This is a genomic window from Paenibacillus sp. FSL H8-0283, from assembly GCF_045040675.1.
Lineage (GTDB): Bacteria > Bacillota > Bacilli > Paenibacillales > Paenibacillaceae > Paenibacillus > Paenibacillus amylolyticus.
Genome location: NZ_CP150295.1, coordinates 681255 through 698365, shown reverse-complemented (window position 1 = coordinate 698365; position 17111 = coordinate 681255). Strand labels below are relative to the sequence as shown.

The window sequence follows — 17111 nt, the reverse complement described above, 5'->3', positions numbered from 1 at the left end:
TTTCAAAGAACAAGCTCCATGCAAAAGCAAGCTGTTTGAGAGTTTGAGCTCTCAAAACCGAACAACGAGTGAGTGTTTTGCAGCTAAGCTGCGTATTTGAATGTTTCCGTTGCAGGAAACGATTCTCCATAGAAAGGAGGTGATCCAGCCGCACCTTCCGATACGGCTACCTTGTTACGACTTCACCCCAATCATCTATCCCACCTTCGGCGGCTGGCTCCTTGCGGTTACCCCACCGACTTCGGGTGTTATAAACTCTCGTGGTGTGACGGGCGGTGTGTACAAGACCCGGGAACGTATTCACCGCGGCATGCTGATCCGCGATTACTAGCAATTCCGACTTCATGCAGGCGAGTTGCAGCCTGCAATCCGAACTGAGACCGGCTTTGTTGGGATTGGCTCCATCTCGCGATTTCGCAGCCCGTTGTACCGGCCATTGTAGTACGTGTGTAGCCCAGGTCATAAGGGGCATGATGATTTGACGTCATCCCCACCTTCCTCCGGTTTGTCACCGGCAGTCTATCTAGAGTGCCCATCCGAAATGCTGGCAACTAAATATAAGGGTTGCGCTCGTTGCGGGACTTAACCCAACATCTCACGACACGAGCTGACGACAACCATGCACCACCTGTCTCCTCTGTCCCGAAGGAAAGATACATCTCTGCATCGATCAGAGGGATGTCAAGACCTGGTAAGGTTCTTCGCGTTGCTTCGAATTAAACCACATACTCCACTGCTTGTGCGGGTCCCCGTCAATTCCTTTGAGTTTCAGTCTTGCGACCGTACTCCCCAGGCGGAGTGCTTAATGTGTTAACTTCGGCACCAAGGGTATCGAAACCCCTAACACCTAGCACTCATCGTTTACGGCGTGGACTACCAGGGTATCTAATCCTGTTTGCTCCCCACGCTTTCGCGCCTCAGCGTCAGTTACAGCCCAGAGAGTCGCCTTCGCCACTGGTGTTCCTCCACATATCTACGCATTTCACCGCTACACGTGGAATTCCACTCTCCTCTTCTGCACTCAAGTCACCCAGTTTCCAGTGCGATCCGGGGTTGAGCCCCGGGATTAAACACCAGACTTAAATGACCGCCTGCGCGCGCTTTACGCCCAATAATTCCGGACAACGCTTGCCCCCTACGTATTACCGCGGCTGCTGGCACGTAGTTAGCCGGGGCTTTCTTCTCAGGTACCGTCACCTTGAGAGCAGTTACTCTCCCAAGCGTTCTTCCCTGGCAACAGAGCTTTACGATCCGAAAACCTTCATCACTCACGCGGCATTGCTCCGTCAGGCTTTCGCCCATTGCGGAAGATTCCCTACTGCTGCCTCCCGTAGGAGTCTGGGCCGTGTCTCAGTCCCAGTGTGGCCGATCACCCTCTCAGGTCGGCTACGCATCGTCGCCTTGGTGAGCCGTTACCTCACCAACTAGCTAATGCGCCGCAGGCCCATCCCCAAGTGACAGATTGCTCCGTCTTTCCAGTTCCCTTCAGGCGAAGAAAACAATTATTCGGTATTAGCTACCGTTTCCGGTAGTTGTCCCAAACTTGAGGGCAGGTTGCCTACGTGTTACTCACCCGTCCGCCGCTAACCATCCGAGAAGCAAGCTTCTCTTCAAGTCCGCTCGACTTGCATGTATTAGGCATGCCGCCAGCGTTCGTCCTGAGCCAGGATCAAACTCTCCAATAAAGTATTGAAAAGAGCGATAAGCTCATTTTGAATCTGACGAGATTAAAAATCTCATTTGTGCTCCAGCCGATTCAAACCAAGGCTTGTTTCAAACTTTCGCGTTCATTCTGCAAGCAGAATGTTTACTCACTCGTTGTTCAGTTTTCAAAGATCAAACTTATTTCGTTACCGAATGTTGTTCTCTTCAGCAACTCTTATATAATATCATGTCCGAACCAACTTTGCAAGCTCTTTTTTTAAGTTTCTTTCGAAGCTTATTTCAATCGCTTGCCGCACCGTGTATCTCGTGTTTTTTTGGCCGGAAATAGAATATACCATGTAGAACACACACTTGTAAAGAGTTAATTTCAAAACTTATCAAATCCACGATCTAACCATATTAAGGACCTTCAATCTACCATGAACTCTCAGGTTCAATTTTATTATCCTGCAGCTTAATCTTCTTTATTTAAATCTGTCTTTCTTCTATATATAAGAAGGCAACCCTCTCAACTCTCATATTCGAGACGAAAGGGTTACCTTCTATAGTAATCTATATTTATTTCCGTTCTACTTTATATCCTTTATCCTCAAGCAGTTTCACGATGCCATGATCGCCCAAGTAGTGTGCCGCACCAACAACAATGAAATACTCCTCACCTTTGCCGTTTTTCAAGTAACCATCGATTTTGTCCGCCATACCAATGTTACGATCAACCAGCATTGCTTTGTTATATTCCTCGTTAGTGGAGAAGCTGTTTGTCAGTTCAAGCAGTTGCTCGTCATTACCCGTTTTCCACATCTCAGCCATTTCTTTCACACTGTTATCCAACACGTCGAAGTTTTCGATTGTCGCTTTCAGTGTTTCCTCTTGTGTTTCTTTGGAAAAGTCGTTAAACATTCCAAGTTGAGATTGATAACTCTCCAACTCAATAACTGGAAGTTTGCGCTCGATCGCTTTCTGGATGAAATACAGATCCACTCCTGCTGACGCTTCGTATCCTGCCGTTGTGGACTTCAAACTTGCAAGTGTGCTCTCTACTACCCAAGGCTTAAATGCATCCAAGGCGTTAGACTCCAGACCATTTTTCTTCAATACATCACCCAGCTTAGTATACGTTTCACTGGAAATGTGGTCTTTCAGTGTTGTTCCATCTTGATACGAACCCAGACTTAGAACCAGCTTTTGCTGCTCTTCATCAGCGGCTTTGCTAATATCAATCTCTACCCCGAGATAGTCAGCTTCCGCAAAGGCTTCTTCAAACTCCGGACGCAGTGGATAGAAGCTCTCATCCGCAATATGCATGGACCCTACCAGATAGATCGTGTTGCCATTGCTTTCAACTTCCCACATGAAGCCACGTCCACCGGTTTGAGCAGTTTCAGTTGCTCCATCTTTGGATACCAACAGCACGGTGCGCGTTGCAGCATCCCAGCGAACTTCATAACCCGCTGCATCACCGACGATGCGGATTGGCGCATACGTTACACCGTTGATGCGCGTAAGCTTGCTTTTAAGCGTAATCGTTTTGCCATCTACCACTGCTGTGATCGTATCATCTGTCGCAGTTGTTAGCTTCACATCCATAGCATCCAGCGTAGTCCGCAGTGGAACCAATGTTGTACCTTTCTCCAGGATTGGTGCTCCTGTAGCATATTTCACAGCTTGATCATTAACCTTTACGGAAGTTCCTTGTGGAGCAGCCATAGCTGGCACTGCAGATGCAAGCAAACCTACTGAGATGGTTAGAGATAAGAGCATGCGTTTCCAATTCTTCATATTATGTAATCTCCTTTATTGAATATAGTTGCCAATCCAATTTTTAATAGAATAGACATACTTAGATACTACGGTTAAAGATGGGAATTGGTGCCACTCCAAAACGGAGCGCACTTTCTCCCTTCATTACTCTCATTAGATAAGAAACAATAAAAACGAAACCAACATACAGGTTCAATGCAACATATTCGCAAAGCCAAAGCTATTCCATGATAAATAGATACTTATCAGCGCTAGGAAAAAAAAGGCTATAGAAACCTTCGGATTGCCCCACAGCTTCACTCCAAATGCGACGAAGAAAATAGTGATAGCTAATTTAGAGATGCTTTGGTAGTTGCCCTGCTGTGAAAAGGCTGAACTGCTAAATACAATTTGAAAGTAGTAGTGTAGTCAGGATCGATCAATGCTTTAAACCACAGAGGTTCCCTCAAAAACTGTATATAGAACCCTTTTAACTGCTGCATGATCATCGACCCTCTCCTGAACTCGATTTAATATGACCACCGACACAGCACACCACTTATCATAATTAGTGAGAAAAAGTCATCAATAAAGCTTATCTATCAGGACATATTTTCATGATAAGTAGGAAAAAGCGCAAAACTCATTTTGCATCTTCATACATGCTAATATATACGGATTTTTGCGATATTTTTTCTTAATTATACATAGCAAAAAGACCACTATCTAGTATTAGATAACAGTCTCATTTTAGAATACTTTATTCATTTAAATTAAAATCATTCCGTCTTCTATTCTTCTACAGAAACATAAATACTTAATCGTATGCGAATTGCCGCTATCTCAAAACCAGTTAGAATCATAATCCAATGATCTTTCCTCCCCTTCTTTCTCTAGTAATATGTTCAGGAAAACATCAAGCAGCTCCTATCAGCTTGAGTACAACTAAAATATTGCTGGGATAATCGAATTGATGGAATTAAATATCCAGGGAACGATGATATTCGACCATATATTTCTGATAGCTCCTTCTAAAGTAAGTAGAAGCTGGATCCTTATTCTTGCTGCTTCATTCGGAAAGAATCTCACAAATTTTGTGCTTCGGCATGTAGTTGTCATGATTCATCCTCTGGTATAGAGTCTAACTAATCTTCTTGCACATTTCGGTACAGTTTATCTAATATCATTTTTAACTGATTTAATTCATCGTGTTCCAAACCTCGTGTAACATAGTCATGCGCGTTTTTAACTGTTAACAACAGCTTTCCTTTAACTTCTTGACCTTTAGAGGACAAATATAAATAATGTGAGCGCTTATCTTGATCATGAACAATACGTCTAACCATGCCCTTGCGTTCTAAAGAATGTATCATTCTCACTACCGTTGTTTGATCCCGATCGATGGCCTCCGCCAGCTCTTTTTGAGTCATAGTTTTATCTATATCAAGACAGGAGATAATGCTCCACTGCTCCGGTGTCACCTTGTAGGGCTTTAATTGTTTCGTAAAATAGTTTGTAAGCTTGACATCTGTACGATGGATCAAGAAGCCGGTAATATTATATAAGTCCATTGCAGTACCCTCATTTATCATTTTCTTAAATCAAATATAGTCGATCTCTCAAAGGTTACACATGAAATCCGTCAAAAATTCGTTAATTTCGTTTAGAAAAAATGATACATGGATACAATCAAGCTAAGTATGAACAAAATGAGTGCTGGAATGGCCTTCTGAATCGGATCTTTAGCTAAGACTATTAAAGTAAACGCTCCAGCAAGCATTGTTCCGGCTAGAAGCAAGCCAGCTAAAATTGCTGCGACAGGCATCCAGATGCCAACGATCATACCAGCTGCCCCCACAATTTCGAACGAACCAGTCAAAACATTAAAGAACGATGGCAGTCCAAAACGTTTAAACTCATTGGCCATTTTACCGGAAATAATTTTGCTTCCTGTAAAAAGGAAAAAACCACCTAATAGAACCTGTAAAACTGTGATAAAAATGAACATATCTACCCCTCTTTCATAAAGTTATGCATATGAATTTTATATATGCTATAGCATGTATTTTGTTTGAAATTATATATATTGTCAACCCTAAAATAAAGCTTTATAAATTATAGCCCTCTTATATCCTTTTAATTTTTCTTAGATTATCGTTCCAAAGGAAGGTTTCTTTTTCACATATCGTTAATATTTTCTAGCATGGATAATTCAATTTCTGTTCTTTGTTGAACTGTGGTAAATTTCTCTGTAATCAGCCGATTAAAAGCCTATGCTTCTTACTTTCAATAAATTTAGTAACAAACAAAGGTAATTTACTTAACTTATTGTCAATTCGACCTACGGAATGTAATTTAGCTTGTTTATACAAAAATCAACCATCCCAAATTAAATATAACTTCTAAGTAATTATTCGTTCTTGACTGTTTGTATCGAACACCATTAAACAACATGTAGCGCGTTCAACATTAAATTGGCCACCAATGGCTACAAGCTAATTTCAAAAAGAGATATGCATATTTATGGATAAATATGCATATCTCGCTAATTATGACAACACACACACCTTCAAACACTCAACCTAGATCTTATATGCCTTCATGGCTTTAAACAATTCCTTAAAGGTTGGACGTTTACCGTACATCAACACACCTGTGCGATAGATTTTGGCTGCAAGCCATCCGAAGATGATAATGGATACGATGAGAATCGCTAAGGACGTTAGAATCTCCCAAGTTGGCGCAACTCCTGCGCCAATTCGAACCAGAATCGCGGTCGGCGACGTGAATGGAATGAAGCTTGCGATTTTCAACAACAGAATGTTCGGCGTAGAAATACTGAAGATCGCAATATAGAAGGAAACAAGCGACAACATCGTAATCGGCAGAACAGCCTGACCGAGTTCTTCAGTACGGCTTACCATTGAACCAATGGCAGCAAACAACACGGCATACAGGAAGTAACCCAGAATGTAGAATATGAGTCCGTACACAATAACCGCAATATTCACATCACTTACACTCATATTGAAATCACCTAATACTGCACGGTTATGCGGCAACAAGATATTTCCGGCAACCACCGCTCCGAAGATCCCGATTTGCAGCATCCCCACCATGAAAATCCCGATGATTTTACCAAACATCTGACTGAGCGGTGATACACTCGTAATCAGAATCTCCATAATACGTGAGCTCTTCTCAGCTGTGATCTCGGAGGCAATCATGTTACCTGTCATCATCGTTGAGGTAAACAGCAGGATGATCAGCAAGTACACCACAATATAGTTAATCGGGCTCATTTTACCTTCAGACTCAGTACCTGCTCCGCTCTCATCTGTACTCAAACTTTGCTCAGTGAGCTTCACAGGTGTTGTAATCAGTTCCTTCTGCTCCGCTGTGAGTACATCCTTCACAACCACATCCAGCTTCACACTCTGCAACGCTGCTTCAATGGATGCAATGATCTGAGGTGATACGTCTTCTGCTGAATATAGAATGGGCTGCGGGAACTCTTGCCCGGAAACAGCTTCAAACTTCAGATAACCATCGGTAATCCCTGCTTCCACATCCGCCGCAAGAGCCGCCTCATCTTTGTCTCCACTGGTAACGAATCGATAAGCCTGATCTCCTTGAGCCGCAGAGAAGCTCTCCAGTTTCTCGGAAACTTCAGGCTGCCCTGTACTCAAAAGACCAATATTTACAGGATTACTGCTTGAAGCTCCACCAATGGAACCCCCGTTGAATAAGGTAATGAAATATGGGACATTGAGTCCAATTGAAATTAAAAGTGCAAGTACAATGGTCGTTACCATGAATGATTTCGTTTTAACTTTGTTTTTAAATGTAAAACCCGTAATCGTTCCCATTTTATTCATTCGACTCACCTACCTCACGAATAAAGATTTGGTTAAGCGTTGGTTCCTTCAGTTCAAAGTGTTCCACTGTCGTCTGGGTCATGGCTGTTCTGAGAATCTCTTGAGCCGCTTCCACCTGACTAATATGTATCAGGTACCCACGCTCATTCCGCTCGACTTTCTTCACACCAGACAACTGTTCAAGTCCTTCCACACTACCAATCGTACCCAGGAATACCTGTTCACGCGGATACCGGCTCTTGATCTCCTTGATCTCTCCTTGTACCACCGTGTTGGAACGATGCAGAATGGTGATCTGACGACACAACTCTTCAACGTGCTCCATACGGTGTGTTGAGAACAGAATGGCCGTGCCTTCATCACGCAATTCCTTGACGGTGGACTTGAGTAATTCCACGTTCACAGGATCCAGTCCACTGAACGCTTCATCCAGAATGAGAATCTGCGGTCTATGCACTACAGCCGCGATAAAGCCCATTTTCTGCTGATTACCTTTGGATAACTCCTCGATCTTCTTATCGTAATACTCAGGTACCTCAAACCGATTCAGCCAGTACTTGAGGCTCTGATCTGCGTCCTTACCATTCATACCACGAAGTCGTGCCAGGTAATTAATCTGTTCGCTGACTTTCACCTTCGGATACAATCCGCGCTCTTCCGGAAGATAACCCATAATCTGTTGCAGCTCCGTATTATAGGGCTTGCCGTTGTACAGGATATTCCCTCCGTCAGGGTGAATCAGTCCGAGCACCATACGCATTGTTGTTGTTTTACCTGCACCATTGGCTCCGAGCAGTCCGTAAATCTCCCCCTCTTTTACATTGAGCGTGACTCCATTAACGGCTGTTTTGTCTGCATATTGCTTGACGACTTGCTTCAATTCCAATCGGTTCATCATTTATCGTCTCCCTTCGGTTATTTCCACTGTACGGGTGCATACCCGGCAATCCAGAATGCCAGCACTTCATCCAATTCCAAGTTACGGATTCTCAATACCCGGTTATTGGACAGCTCCAGCCTCTCCTGCGCCTCGCTGACCCGGGTTGTAATTACGCGAACCAGACCTCCCTCTTCTATAGAAGATTCCACAACACCAGGAATACTTTCTGGCCTTAAATCTCCTTCATACCAGACTTCTTTCCACTGATCGAGCACCATATCTTTCTCGGCCATCCCCAGTGACTGACCACGGTGCATCAATACGATGTAATCCGCAAGCCTTTTGACTTCGTCTGCAATATGTGTGGCAATCAGAATCGTGGTGTCTCCCCCCGCCATGAAGGTACGGAACTGCTCAACCATCACTTTCCAGGCAAAAGGGTCCAATCCTGATGAAGGCTCATCCAAAAGCAATAGTCTTGGGCGAGCTGCAATTGCAGCTGCAATCTCAAATTTTCGCCTTTCTCCCTTGGACATCTTGTTCAGCTTCACATCAACAGGTACTTCCATATCCTGAATCAGTTGGTCGAACAACTTCATATCCCAACGTGGGTACCAGTACGCCCGGAAATGGGCCGCTTCTTGTGCTGTTATCCGGTTCTCTTCTGAACCAGCGTTATCTGCCACAAAACCAATCTGTTGTCTCAGTTCAATGGGAAGTGGCCCATCATGTTCCTGACCAAACCATATAATCTGCCCAGCATCTGGCAGCACCACTTGCTGTAACATGTTAAGAAGGGTGCTTTTGCCTGAACCATTGTGACCGAGAATAGCCACTATATACCCTTCCGGGATGGTCAGATCAATTGGGCCAATAACTCTGCGTTTTCGCATTTTGGATACGCCGTTCAACTGGATTGCTATGGGTTCCACGTATGAATCACTCCCTTACTTCACGTAAATAGCCTTCAGGACTTCCCGGAATAGGCTCTCCATCTCTTCTTCCGTACAGCCTACCGATTTCCCGGACTGCACCGCTGCCTGCATCGCTTCCTGTGCGGCCTTTAATCTATAATTTTCTCTGTCACCGGCTTCTACCTGGGCCACAAATGTACCTGTCCCCTGCTTCGTACGAAGCAAGCCTTCATTCTCCAGATCCTGATAGACCCGTCTAACCGTAATAACACTGCAATTCAGTGCTCCGGCGAACTCACGAATGGACGGCAAATGTGTTCCCTCCCCCAACTGACCCGTAATAATTAACGATCTTAACTGATTTTCAATTTGGTGGTATAAAGGTTCAGCGCTATTTTCATTAATTTGAATGGGTATTTTCACATCTTGCACCTCGCCCTCCGGTACACTCCAGTCTGTTACCTGACCGTGCCGGTTTCATCCTGTATTCGTACATAAGCTCAATTCTCATTTTAATTCAAATCCCGATGAACCAGCTTCTTCAGCGTAAAACGACTAGACAGCCATAATCCCGCTACGCCAGCCACCAGAGAAATCCACATGATCGGGGAAAGCAGCCCCCATGATTTACTTCCATCCATTACAATCCGCAATCCGTAACTGCCTGATATTCGAATCAGTATGGATATGCCAATGGCGAATGGTATAAAAAGCATACTGAGAAGCAAGTATTTCTTGCCACTGTTCAGAAACTCTCCGTAAATATAGAACCCTGTTACCAAAAGGCCATAACCTGTACAGGTAAGGCTAAAGGCCAGATACTGATCCCATCGGAATCCTTCGGCATGAAGGTTAACCACGTATAACGATCCGTAGAAAAAGATTCCATTGTACTTAAACGCCATCAGAGACTGCTGTAGCCTGGACCACATCACCACTTGTTCAGGAATGGGAATTCTACGATAGTAGGCCAGCATCTGCGTATAAGAATCTTCCTGTATGTAACGGAAGGAGCGCCTGCAGAACATAAACCCTTGAAATGGCAACATGATTAAAAAGAAGGAATCCACTACTGGATTAATAATATCTGTCTGTTGTTGTCCTAAAAACATCACACCGCTCATACCGCCAGTGTATATCATGAATAATGCAGACCATAGCCATTGGAGCCTATCCTTACTCATCTGGCTGCGGGTCAACCACCACGCCTGCTTCCATTCGTTCATATGCATGCCTGCCTTTCATCTGTCATTCACTCATGTTGCTTACTGTGATTACTGTATATATCAATATACACAGTATACAGACCTATTTCTCATCCCGTCAACCCCTAATTTTCCTGAATCAGGAAGACGGGATGGGACACAGTACGAATTTACGTTAAAATAAATTATAGTAACGAATCATAGAAAGGAAGGTTACAGCTATGGATTGGCTGATAGAGATCGGATTTGTCCTCCTTTTCCTTATCGTCGTAATCTGGTTGGTCCTCCGGGATGAGCCTCATCGTCATTCTGCCAAAAAAGGCAGACACCGCATCCGCCGTAACAACGGTCATACCGACTCTGCTTCGGGATATCCGGTCATTATGGGAGATGACTCCTACGATCGACATGCTAGACACACACCGGATCACAAACATCATGATTCAGATTCTTCAGGAGGCACACATTCTCATCACAACAGCGATAGTGGTAGCAGCAATGACAGCAGTGGGGATAGTGGCGGCGGAGACAGTGGGGGTGGCGGGGATTAAACATCATTTCCCAATCACAAAAGAAGGGCTGTACCCGTTATTGTGTAAACACAATTCGGGTACAGCCCTTTGCCGCTCTCTAGCACCTGTTAGAAGAAGAGGCCTTACGATTAAACGAGGTTATAGCCACTAGGCAGACTGCGATCCCTGCGGATTGCGCGAATCTGAGCCAGCGTTAACCGTTGATTGGTGGAGATCAGGGATTCCACGTCATTGCCACGGATCAGATCATCCAAATCTCTCAAGTTGGTGTTGCCTCGGAAGACTCGGAATCCACCTTGGAAGTTAGGACGTGTAAACACAACCAGTGTTGCATTGGAACTTGTTGAGAAAAAGCGCAGGCTCTCCACCCCATCCAAAATATTGTCCAGGTTACGAAGACCCGTGTTGCCACGATAGATGCGGCTTCTCCCTCTGTAGTTCTCTTCTGAATACACGGTAAGACGTGGATACGTTTGACTGACGTTGACTGTTTTTTTCATTTTGTTTCCCCCTCTCGAACTCATTCTATGAATGAATGAGAGAGGAAGCGTGGACGAATGATCTGCTAGATTCGTCCATTTTCATATTTTCAGAAGAGAGTAGTGACGCCGCCCAAGTAACAGGAGGTTATATCTCAACTTTTATACGCCGAGGATAACTTCCCATACCGGACGTGTATGACCTCCAGGATATAAGAGATATAGAAGAACATACACAACAACACCTGTTAGCGCTGACCCGAACCAGATCATGGACGTGTACTTACCCCAGCGGCGATGTTTTCCGAACTTCTTTTTGAACCCCAGCACCAGTGTGGAGATGCCAAATATCGCTGCCACGGTAGCCAGGATAATATGAAAGATCAGAAATATCCGATAAAAGATCTCCAGATCCGGGTCCCCGCCCCAAGCCGTATTTCCCACGAACACTGTACGAGACATATAGATCACAAAGAAGATTAGAGCTGCAATCGCACCTGCTACCATGGCGGACTGATGAGCCTCACGTTTCCCCCGAATAATCAGTACCCATCCAATCCCCACCAGTACTGCACTAATCACAATGAAAGAAGTACTGATCGTTGGTAGCCAAAAATACATATCCATCGTGTGTTCCCCCTCTTGTCAGAACATTACTTCATTATTTGGCAGCCGGATTGAGCGGCCCTCCTGCGCCCCCTGCAGGATACGAATCATCATCATCTTCCTGCTTCTCTTTCCGATACCATTGGAAAAAGACATAAGCCAGCATCGAGGCAAAGATTCCTTCCTGAATAAACTTCATGACAATGCCACCGACCTGCTGATCTTCTTTCGCAGAAGACAGGAAGTTGAAGAACGCAGGCCCACCGAATGAGCGAAGTAATGCCGTAGAATCTCCAGACACACAATACCGCATTGCTTCAGCCCATACGGCCGGGTTGCTGTACGTCTGATACAACGGCTCGGCCGCAAAAATAATCAATCCACACGCAGGCGTGAGCAGTACCATATTCAGAAAAATAAAACCAATCTTGGATAACCCCGATGCTTGTCTGCCTTCTGGCAACGGATTCAGCAATGTCCACCACATGAGCATCGAGGTGATGAACAGCGCAATATAATACAACCGGTGAACGGTAAAATTCAGCATGACGTAATCATGCACAATCGGTAGGTGATACAGCGAGAACAGCCCGTTAAAGAGTACTGCCGCAACGATCGGATGAGCCAGGAACGATAGCTGTCGTGTAGGCAACCAGCGCACGATTCTGCGCCATACCCAGATCGGCAAACCTTTCATCATCAGCGGCGGAGCTACCAGATAGGAGAACGCCATACTTACCATGTGGAAGCTAAACATCACGTGACCAAGCAGATTAAAGGGTCCAGCTTGAGCCAGATACAGGACAAACAGTCCTGTAATAAACATGATTTTCTGTGCAGCAGTCGCAGGTTCTGCATCCTTTATTTGCTCGCTTAACGGTCCCACAAGCACCAGATAAGCCGCAGCAATGATCAGAAATAAAGCCAGTATAAGCGGACTCCATAAATCGTTGAAGCTAAAATATTGCAACCCGAGCATACGGGAAACCTCCCCGTGACCTGATTTGGTTGTTACCTTCATTACTTTGAGAAGATTCATTCGCCAAAAAGGGGAAAAGACGGCGGCAATGCGCCGCCGCCATCTCTTTTACCACCAGACCCAATAGAGTGCCATAATGATGCACGTAAAGGCTACGAAAAAGCCAAAGGCCATGAACAGAATCGGCATCAAGTGCCCTTTGTCCTTCAAGTGCATCCAATAACCCAATTGAACGAATACTTGAAGAATAGCCATGACGAGCAAAATAATAATGATAAAGGTTGTGTTGACCCCTCCGGCAGAAGCAGCCGCAAACGCAATCAGCGTAAGAATAATGGAGAAGATAAACACCACGACGTGTTTCTGTGGCCCTTCCGTCCGGTGACGGTGTTTCACAGGCTGTTGATCTGTCTTATCCTGTGCCGACATGTGCTACCCCACCTTTCCGAGCAGGTACACGACCGTAAAGATGAACACCCATACCACGTCAATAAAGTGCCAGTACATTGCGGAGACGTATACTTTAGGTGCGGTTACGACCGTCAATCCTTTTTTGAACAGCTGACCGATAATGATTCCGATCCACACAATACCAAAAGCAACGTGGGCTCCGTGGAACCCGACCAGTGTATAGAATGCTGAACTGAATGCACTCGTGGTCATGCCAAACTCTTTATGTTTCACATACTCGTAGAACTCGTAAATTTCCAGTGCGAGAAATCCCATACCCAGTACTACCGTGATGCCAAGCCACAACGCCAGTGCATCTCGCTTGCCCTTATGCATGGCCTGAATCGCAAATACACTTGTCAAACTACTGACCAGGAGAATGAACGTTGCAGCGGCCACAAGTGGCAGGTGGAACAGTTCATTCGCCGTAGGTCCATCATTGGTTTGGCCACGAAGAGCCAGGAAGGTAGCAAAGAGTGTACCGAACAGTACCGTCTCGCCGCCAAGGAACAACCAGAAGGCGATAAGCTTGTTACGGCCTTCCAGCGTTGCTTTCTCCGGTTCATGCGGCAATTTGTCGTTCACCGGTTCGGCATGTGAGGTTGTCATGTTCTAGCCCCCTTCTCATCCTGATCCTCCGGTTCAATATGCCAGCCATGATCATCATAAAGTGAACGAAGTGCCATTGCACCAAATGTGATTACGAGACCAATAATAACTACAATATAATTGTTGAAAATGACATTCATAAATGCATTACCAAATTCATCATTGCTGAACATCAAGCCAAGTCCGGCGATAAAGATACCTACTGACATTACAAACGGCAACGGCGTTGCTGAAGGCATATGAATCGAACCTACAGGTTCTGCCGGTGTCATCTCCGTATGTCCTGCCATTTTTTCCTTCCAATATGCATCAATTCCGCGTACCAGCGGCGTCTGCTTGAAATTATATTCCGGCGGCGGAGATGGAATAGACCATTCCAGTGTACGGCCGTCTTCCCACGGATCGTTTGGCGCGCCAGCCGGTTTTTTCATTGTGATCACGATGTTCACGAGGAACATGATAACCCCAACACCCATTAGAAACGCACCGACGGAGCTGACCAGATTGAGCAGGTCAAAGTCCTGATTCGGCAAGTATGTAACGATCCGGCGCTGCATCCCCATCAGACCGAGGAAATGCTGTACAAAGAACGTTAATTGGAAACCGATCATAAATGTCCAGAACGTCCATTTGCCCAGTGTTTCGCTGAGAATACGTCCGAACATCTTCGGCCACCAGTAATGCAGTCCCGAGAACAATCCAAGTACGAGTCCCCCTACAATAACGTAGTGGAAGTGGGCTACAACAAAGTACGTATCATGGAACTGGAAGTCTGCCGGAGCAGATGCCAGCATAACGCCTGTAACACCACCCATAACGAAGGTTGGGACAAATCCAACAGCAAACAGGTTTGCCGCGGTAAAGCGGATCTGTCCACCCCACATCGTAAAGAGCCAGTTAAAGATTTTGATCCCGGTAGGTACGGCAATCAACATCGTGGAGATGGAGAAAAGCGCGTTGGCTACATTACCCAGACCTGTTGTAAACATGTGATGCGCCCATACCATGAAGCCCAGAAAGGCAATCAGGATGGTGGCAAATACCATGGAGCTGTATCCGAACAACCGTTTACGCGAGAAGGTCGGAATAACCTCCGAGATAATACCAAATGCCGGCAAAATCAGAATGTATACTTCCGGGTGCCCGAAGATCCAGAAGATGTGCTGCCAGAGTACCGGGTTACCGCCACCTGCTACATCGAAGAAATTCGCTCCCAGTATACGGTCAAACGTCAAAAGTACAAGCCCTACCGTGATGGCAGGAAAAGCAAAAAGGATAATGGCAGATGTAATAAATGTCGTCCATGTAAACATCGGCATCCGCATGTAAGACATGCCTGGAGCACGCATTGTAATAATCGTTGCGAGAAAGTTAATGCCCCCGATGAGCGTTCCCAGACCCGCGATCTGAAGGCCGATGGTGTAGAAATCCACACCATGCGTTCCACTATACTCACTGCCCGAAAGCGGCGTATATGAGGTCCAACCCGCATCCGGTGCTCCGCCCATAACCCAGCTCAGGTTCAGCAACAATCCACCAAAGAGGAATGTCCAGAAACCCAGCGCGTTAAGAAACGGGAAAGCAACGTCCCGTGCCCCGATCTGCAAAGGCACGACAGCATTCATAATGGCAAAAATAAGTGGCATGACACCAAGGAAAATCATCGTTGTTCCATGCATTGTAATCAATTCGTTGAAGACCTGTGCCGATACAAAATCATTCATAGGCTTCATCAGTTGAATCCGAATCAAAATGGCTTCAATGCCGCCGATTCCAAAGAAAAATCCACCCGCAACCAAATAGAGAATGGCGATTTTTTTGTGATCGACGGTGGTGATCCAATCCATCAAGCCCCTGTACCTCTTGACGCTATGCGCATGAGCCAAGGTTGTGTACCCCCTTCTTCGTCCTTGCTGTTCTATTCATAGTCCAATTTGTAGTTGGCCAGATATTCGGCAATTCCGTCGATTTCTTCATCCGTCAACCCAAGATCTTTGGGATTCGGCATGGTATTGCCCGGCTTCACGGATTGTGGATCATGGAGCCATTCTTTCATGTTATCCAGTACCGGACTACCTTCTTCCTGTCCCTCGCGAGAATTCAGCAAAATGCCTGCGACAGATTCCTTGCCGCCGATTCCCGTCAGGTTAGGTGCAACCGGTCCACCTTGATCACCAACAGCGTGGCAAGAAAGGCAGTTTGTTTTGAACTTTTCGGCCAATTGAGTGTCTTCAGGAAGGACTGCAGGTGCTTTCATCTGGTTCACCCATCTGTCAAAGGATTCCTGACTCACTGCTTTTACCTTAAACTCCATAAAAGCATGCGATCTGCCACATAATTCGGCACATTTACCACGGTAAACGCCTTCATTCGGTGCAGAGAAACTGAACTTGTTAAGTGTTCCATCCGGGTTTGTGTCCATTTTGCCCGCAAGTGACGGCACCCAGAAGGAGTGAAGCACGTCAGCGGTTTTTAATTCGAATGCAATTTTTGTTCCGGTCGGGATGATGAGATCTTGAGCGGTGGTTACGTCATATTGAGGATAAGTGAATTCCCACCAGTACTGATGCGAGGTGACTTGGACCTTAAGTGCATTTTTGTCATTGGACAGATCTTCGCCTTGGGCAAAAATCGTTTGGACCGTCGGTACTGCTAGAACAATAACCAGCAATAACGGAATGGCTGTCCAGATTACTTCCAGCTTGAAATTACCTTCAACCTGTTCGGGCATCTCAGTCTGCCCAGCTCGTCTACGAAACCGGATCAGAACATAGGCCGCTATGGCAAATACAATGATGAGCACCACGATCATAATCGCGATGGATAACTTCATCAGATCATATTGGCCTTGCGCTACAGGACCCTGAGGTTTCATTACCGACAAGTCTTCCCGCCCGCATGCGGATAGCAGCAAAGAGAACACCGCCAGCAAGGGGAGAATTCGCTTTGCAACCTGCCACTGTTTCATCATTGATCTACCCCACTTTTTTACGTTTTCGTAGATTACCGTTGTCGTTCGGTAGAAAGGCAACAAAAGGTACGTTTCAGCACGATACGCATAATCCTCTTCATCATACAGAACGCTTAGAAAAATAACGCTTCCAGTACTCCCGTGATTTCCTGCTCAGGGCATGTCTGCGCATTCTTCCAATTCATTCTATATGCTTCAATCA

Annotated in this window: 16 protein-coding genes and 1 rRNA gene; 1 reads left to right on the top strand and 16 read right to left on the bottom strand. The window is 45.5% G+C overall.

The annotated features are described in order from the left end of the window. Positions 1–132: 132 nt before the first annotated feature. The 9 genes from MHI52_RS03275 to MHI52_RS03235 form a co-directional block, all read right to left on the bottom strand. Positions 133–1685 (bottom strand): 16S ribosomal RNA (locus MHI52_RS03275). A gap of 538 nt (positions 1686–2223) precedes the next feature. Beyond that, positions 2224–3444: a TraB/GumN family protein gene (locus MHI52_RS03270; protein ID WP_340983534.1), complete on the bottom strand. Its 1221-nt coding sequence runs from the start codon at positions 3442–3444 to the stop codon at positions 2224–2226. A 1106-nt stretch (positions 3445–4550) separates the two neighbouring features. Beyond that, positions 4551–4976: a MarR family winged helix-turn-helix transcriptional regulator gene (locus MHI52_RS03265; RefSeq protein ID WP_405158437.1), complete on the bottom strand. Its 426-nt coding sequence runs from the start codon at positions 4974–4976 to the stop codon at positions 4551–4553. A 92-nt stretch (positions 4977–5068) separates the two neighbouring features. Further along, positions 5069–5413 (bottom strand): DoxX family protein, encoded by a 345-nt coding sequence (locus MHI52_RS03260; protein WP_036668601.1) that lies wholly within the window; start codon positions 5411–5413, stop codon positions 5069–5071. A 574-nt stretch (positions 5414–5987) separates the two neighbouring features. Beyond that, entirely contained in the window at positions 5988–7283 is a 1296-nt protein-coding gene (locus tag MHI52_RS03255) for an ABC transporter permease (protein ID WP_405158436.1), read from the bottom strand. Further along, positions 7276–8178, bottom strand: a complete 903-nt coding sequence (locus tag MHI52_RS03250; protein WP_036668607.1) for an ABC transporter ATP-binding protein — start codon at positions 8176–8178, stop codon at positions 7276–7278. Before MHI52_RS03250 ends, MHI52_RS03255 begins: the two co-directional genes overlap by 8 nt. Positions 8179–8198: 20 nt before the next feature. Next, positions 8199–9095, bottom strand: coding sequence for an ABC transporter ATP-binding protein (locus MHI52_RS03245; protein WP_047840261.1), 897 nt, complete (start codon positions 9093–9095; stop codon positions 8199–8201). A 15-nt stretch (positions 9096–9110) separates the two neighbouring features. Continuing rightward, positions 9111–9500 (bottom strand): GntR family transcriptional regulator, encoded by a 390-nt coding sequence (locus MHI52_RS03240; protein ID WP_036613231.1) that lies wholly within the window; start codon positions 9498–9500, stop codon positions 9111–9113. 89 nt (positions 9501–9589) lie between these two features. Continuing rightward, positions 9590–10303 (bottom strand): hypothetical protein, encoded by a 714-nt coding sequence (locus tag MHI52_RS03235; protein ID WP_405158435.1) that lies wholly within the window; start codon positions 10301–10303, stop codon positions 9590–9592. Positions 10304–10503: 200 nt separating this feature from the next. Between MHI52_RS03235 and MHI52_RS03230 the strand changes: the two genes are divergently transcribed. After that, positions 10504–10833 carry a hypothetical protein gene (locus MHI52_RS03230; protein ID WP_405158434.1) on the top strand — a complete coding sequence of 110 codons (330 nt, stop codon included), beginning with the start codon at positions 10504–10506 and terminating at the stop codon, positions 10831–10833. Between the two features lie 110 nt (positions 10834–10943). On the opposite strand, the gene MHI52_RS03225 is transcribed toward MHI52_RS03230, so the two are convergent. The 7 genes from MHI52_RS03225 to coxB all read right to left on the bottom strand — a co-directional run bounded on the left by MHI52_RS03225 (position 10944) and on the right by coxB (position 16909). Further along, positions 10944–11315, bottom strand: a complete 372-nt coding sequence (locus MHI52_RS03225) for a hypothetical protein (RefSeq protein ID WP_036613171.1) — start codon at positions 11313–11315, stop codon at positions 10944–10946. A 141-nt stretch (positions 11316–11456) separates the two neighbouring features. Then, complete coding sequence (locus tag MHI52_RS03220; RefSeq protein WP_405158433.1) at positions 11457–11921, bottom strand: DUF420 domain-containing protein; 465 nt, start codon at positions 11919–11921, stop codon at positions 11457–11459. Between the two features lie 34 nt (positions 11922–11955). Next, positions 11956–12879, bottom strand: a complete 924-nt coding sequence (gene ctaG, locus MHI52_RS03215) for a cytochrome c oxidase assembly factor CtaG (protein WP_127551107.1) — start codon at positions 12877–12879, stop codon at positions 11956–11958. Between the two features lie 108 nt (positions 12880–12987). Beyond that, the gene (locus MHI52_RS03210; RefSeq protein WP_036613178.1) at positions 12988–13308 is read right to left on the bottom strand and encodes a cytochrome C oxidase subunit IV family protein; all 321 of its coding nucleotides are present in this window, start codon (positions 13306–13308) and stop codon (positions 12988–12990) included. Between the two features lie 3 nt (positions 13309–13311). Next, on the bottom strand, positions 13312–13938 hold the full coding sequence (locus MHI52_RS03205) for a cytochrome c oxidase subunit 3 (protein WP_047840264.1): 627 nt from the start codon (positions 13936–13938) through the stop codon (positions 13312–13314). Continuing rightward, a complete protein-coding gene (gene ctaD, locus MHI52_RS03200; RefSeq protein WP_370511460.1) occupies positions 13935–15785 on the bottom strand; it encodes a cytochrome c oxidase subunit I in 1851 nt (616 codons plus the stop codon). Before ctaD ends, MHI52_RS03205 begins: the two co-directional genes overlap by 4 nt. A gap of 71 nt (positions 15786–15856) precedes the next feature. Then, on the bottom strand, positions 15857–16909 hold the full coding sequence (gene coxB, locus MHI52_RS03195; protein WP_047840266.1) for a cytochrome c oxidase subunit II: 1053 nt from the start codon (positions 16907–16909) through the stop codon (positions 15857–15859). Positions 16910–17111: the final 202 nt, after the last annotated feature.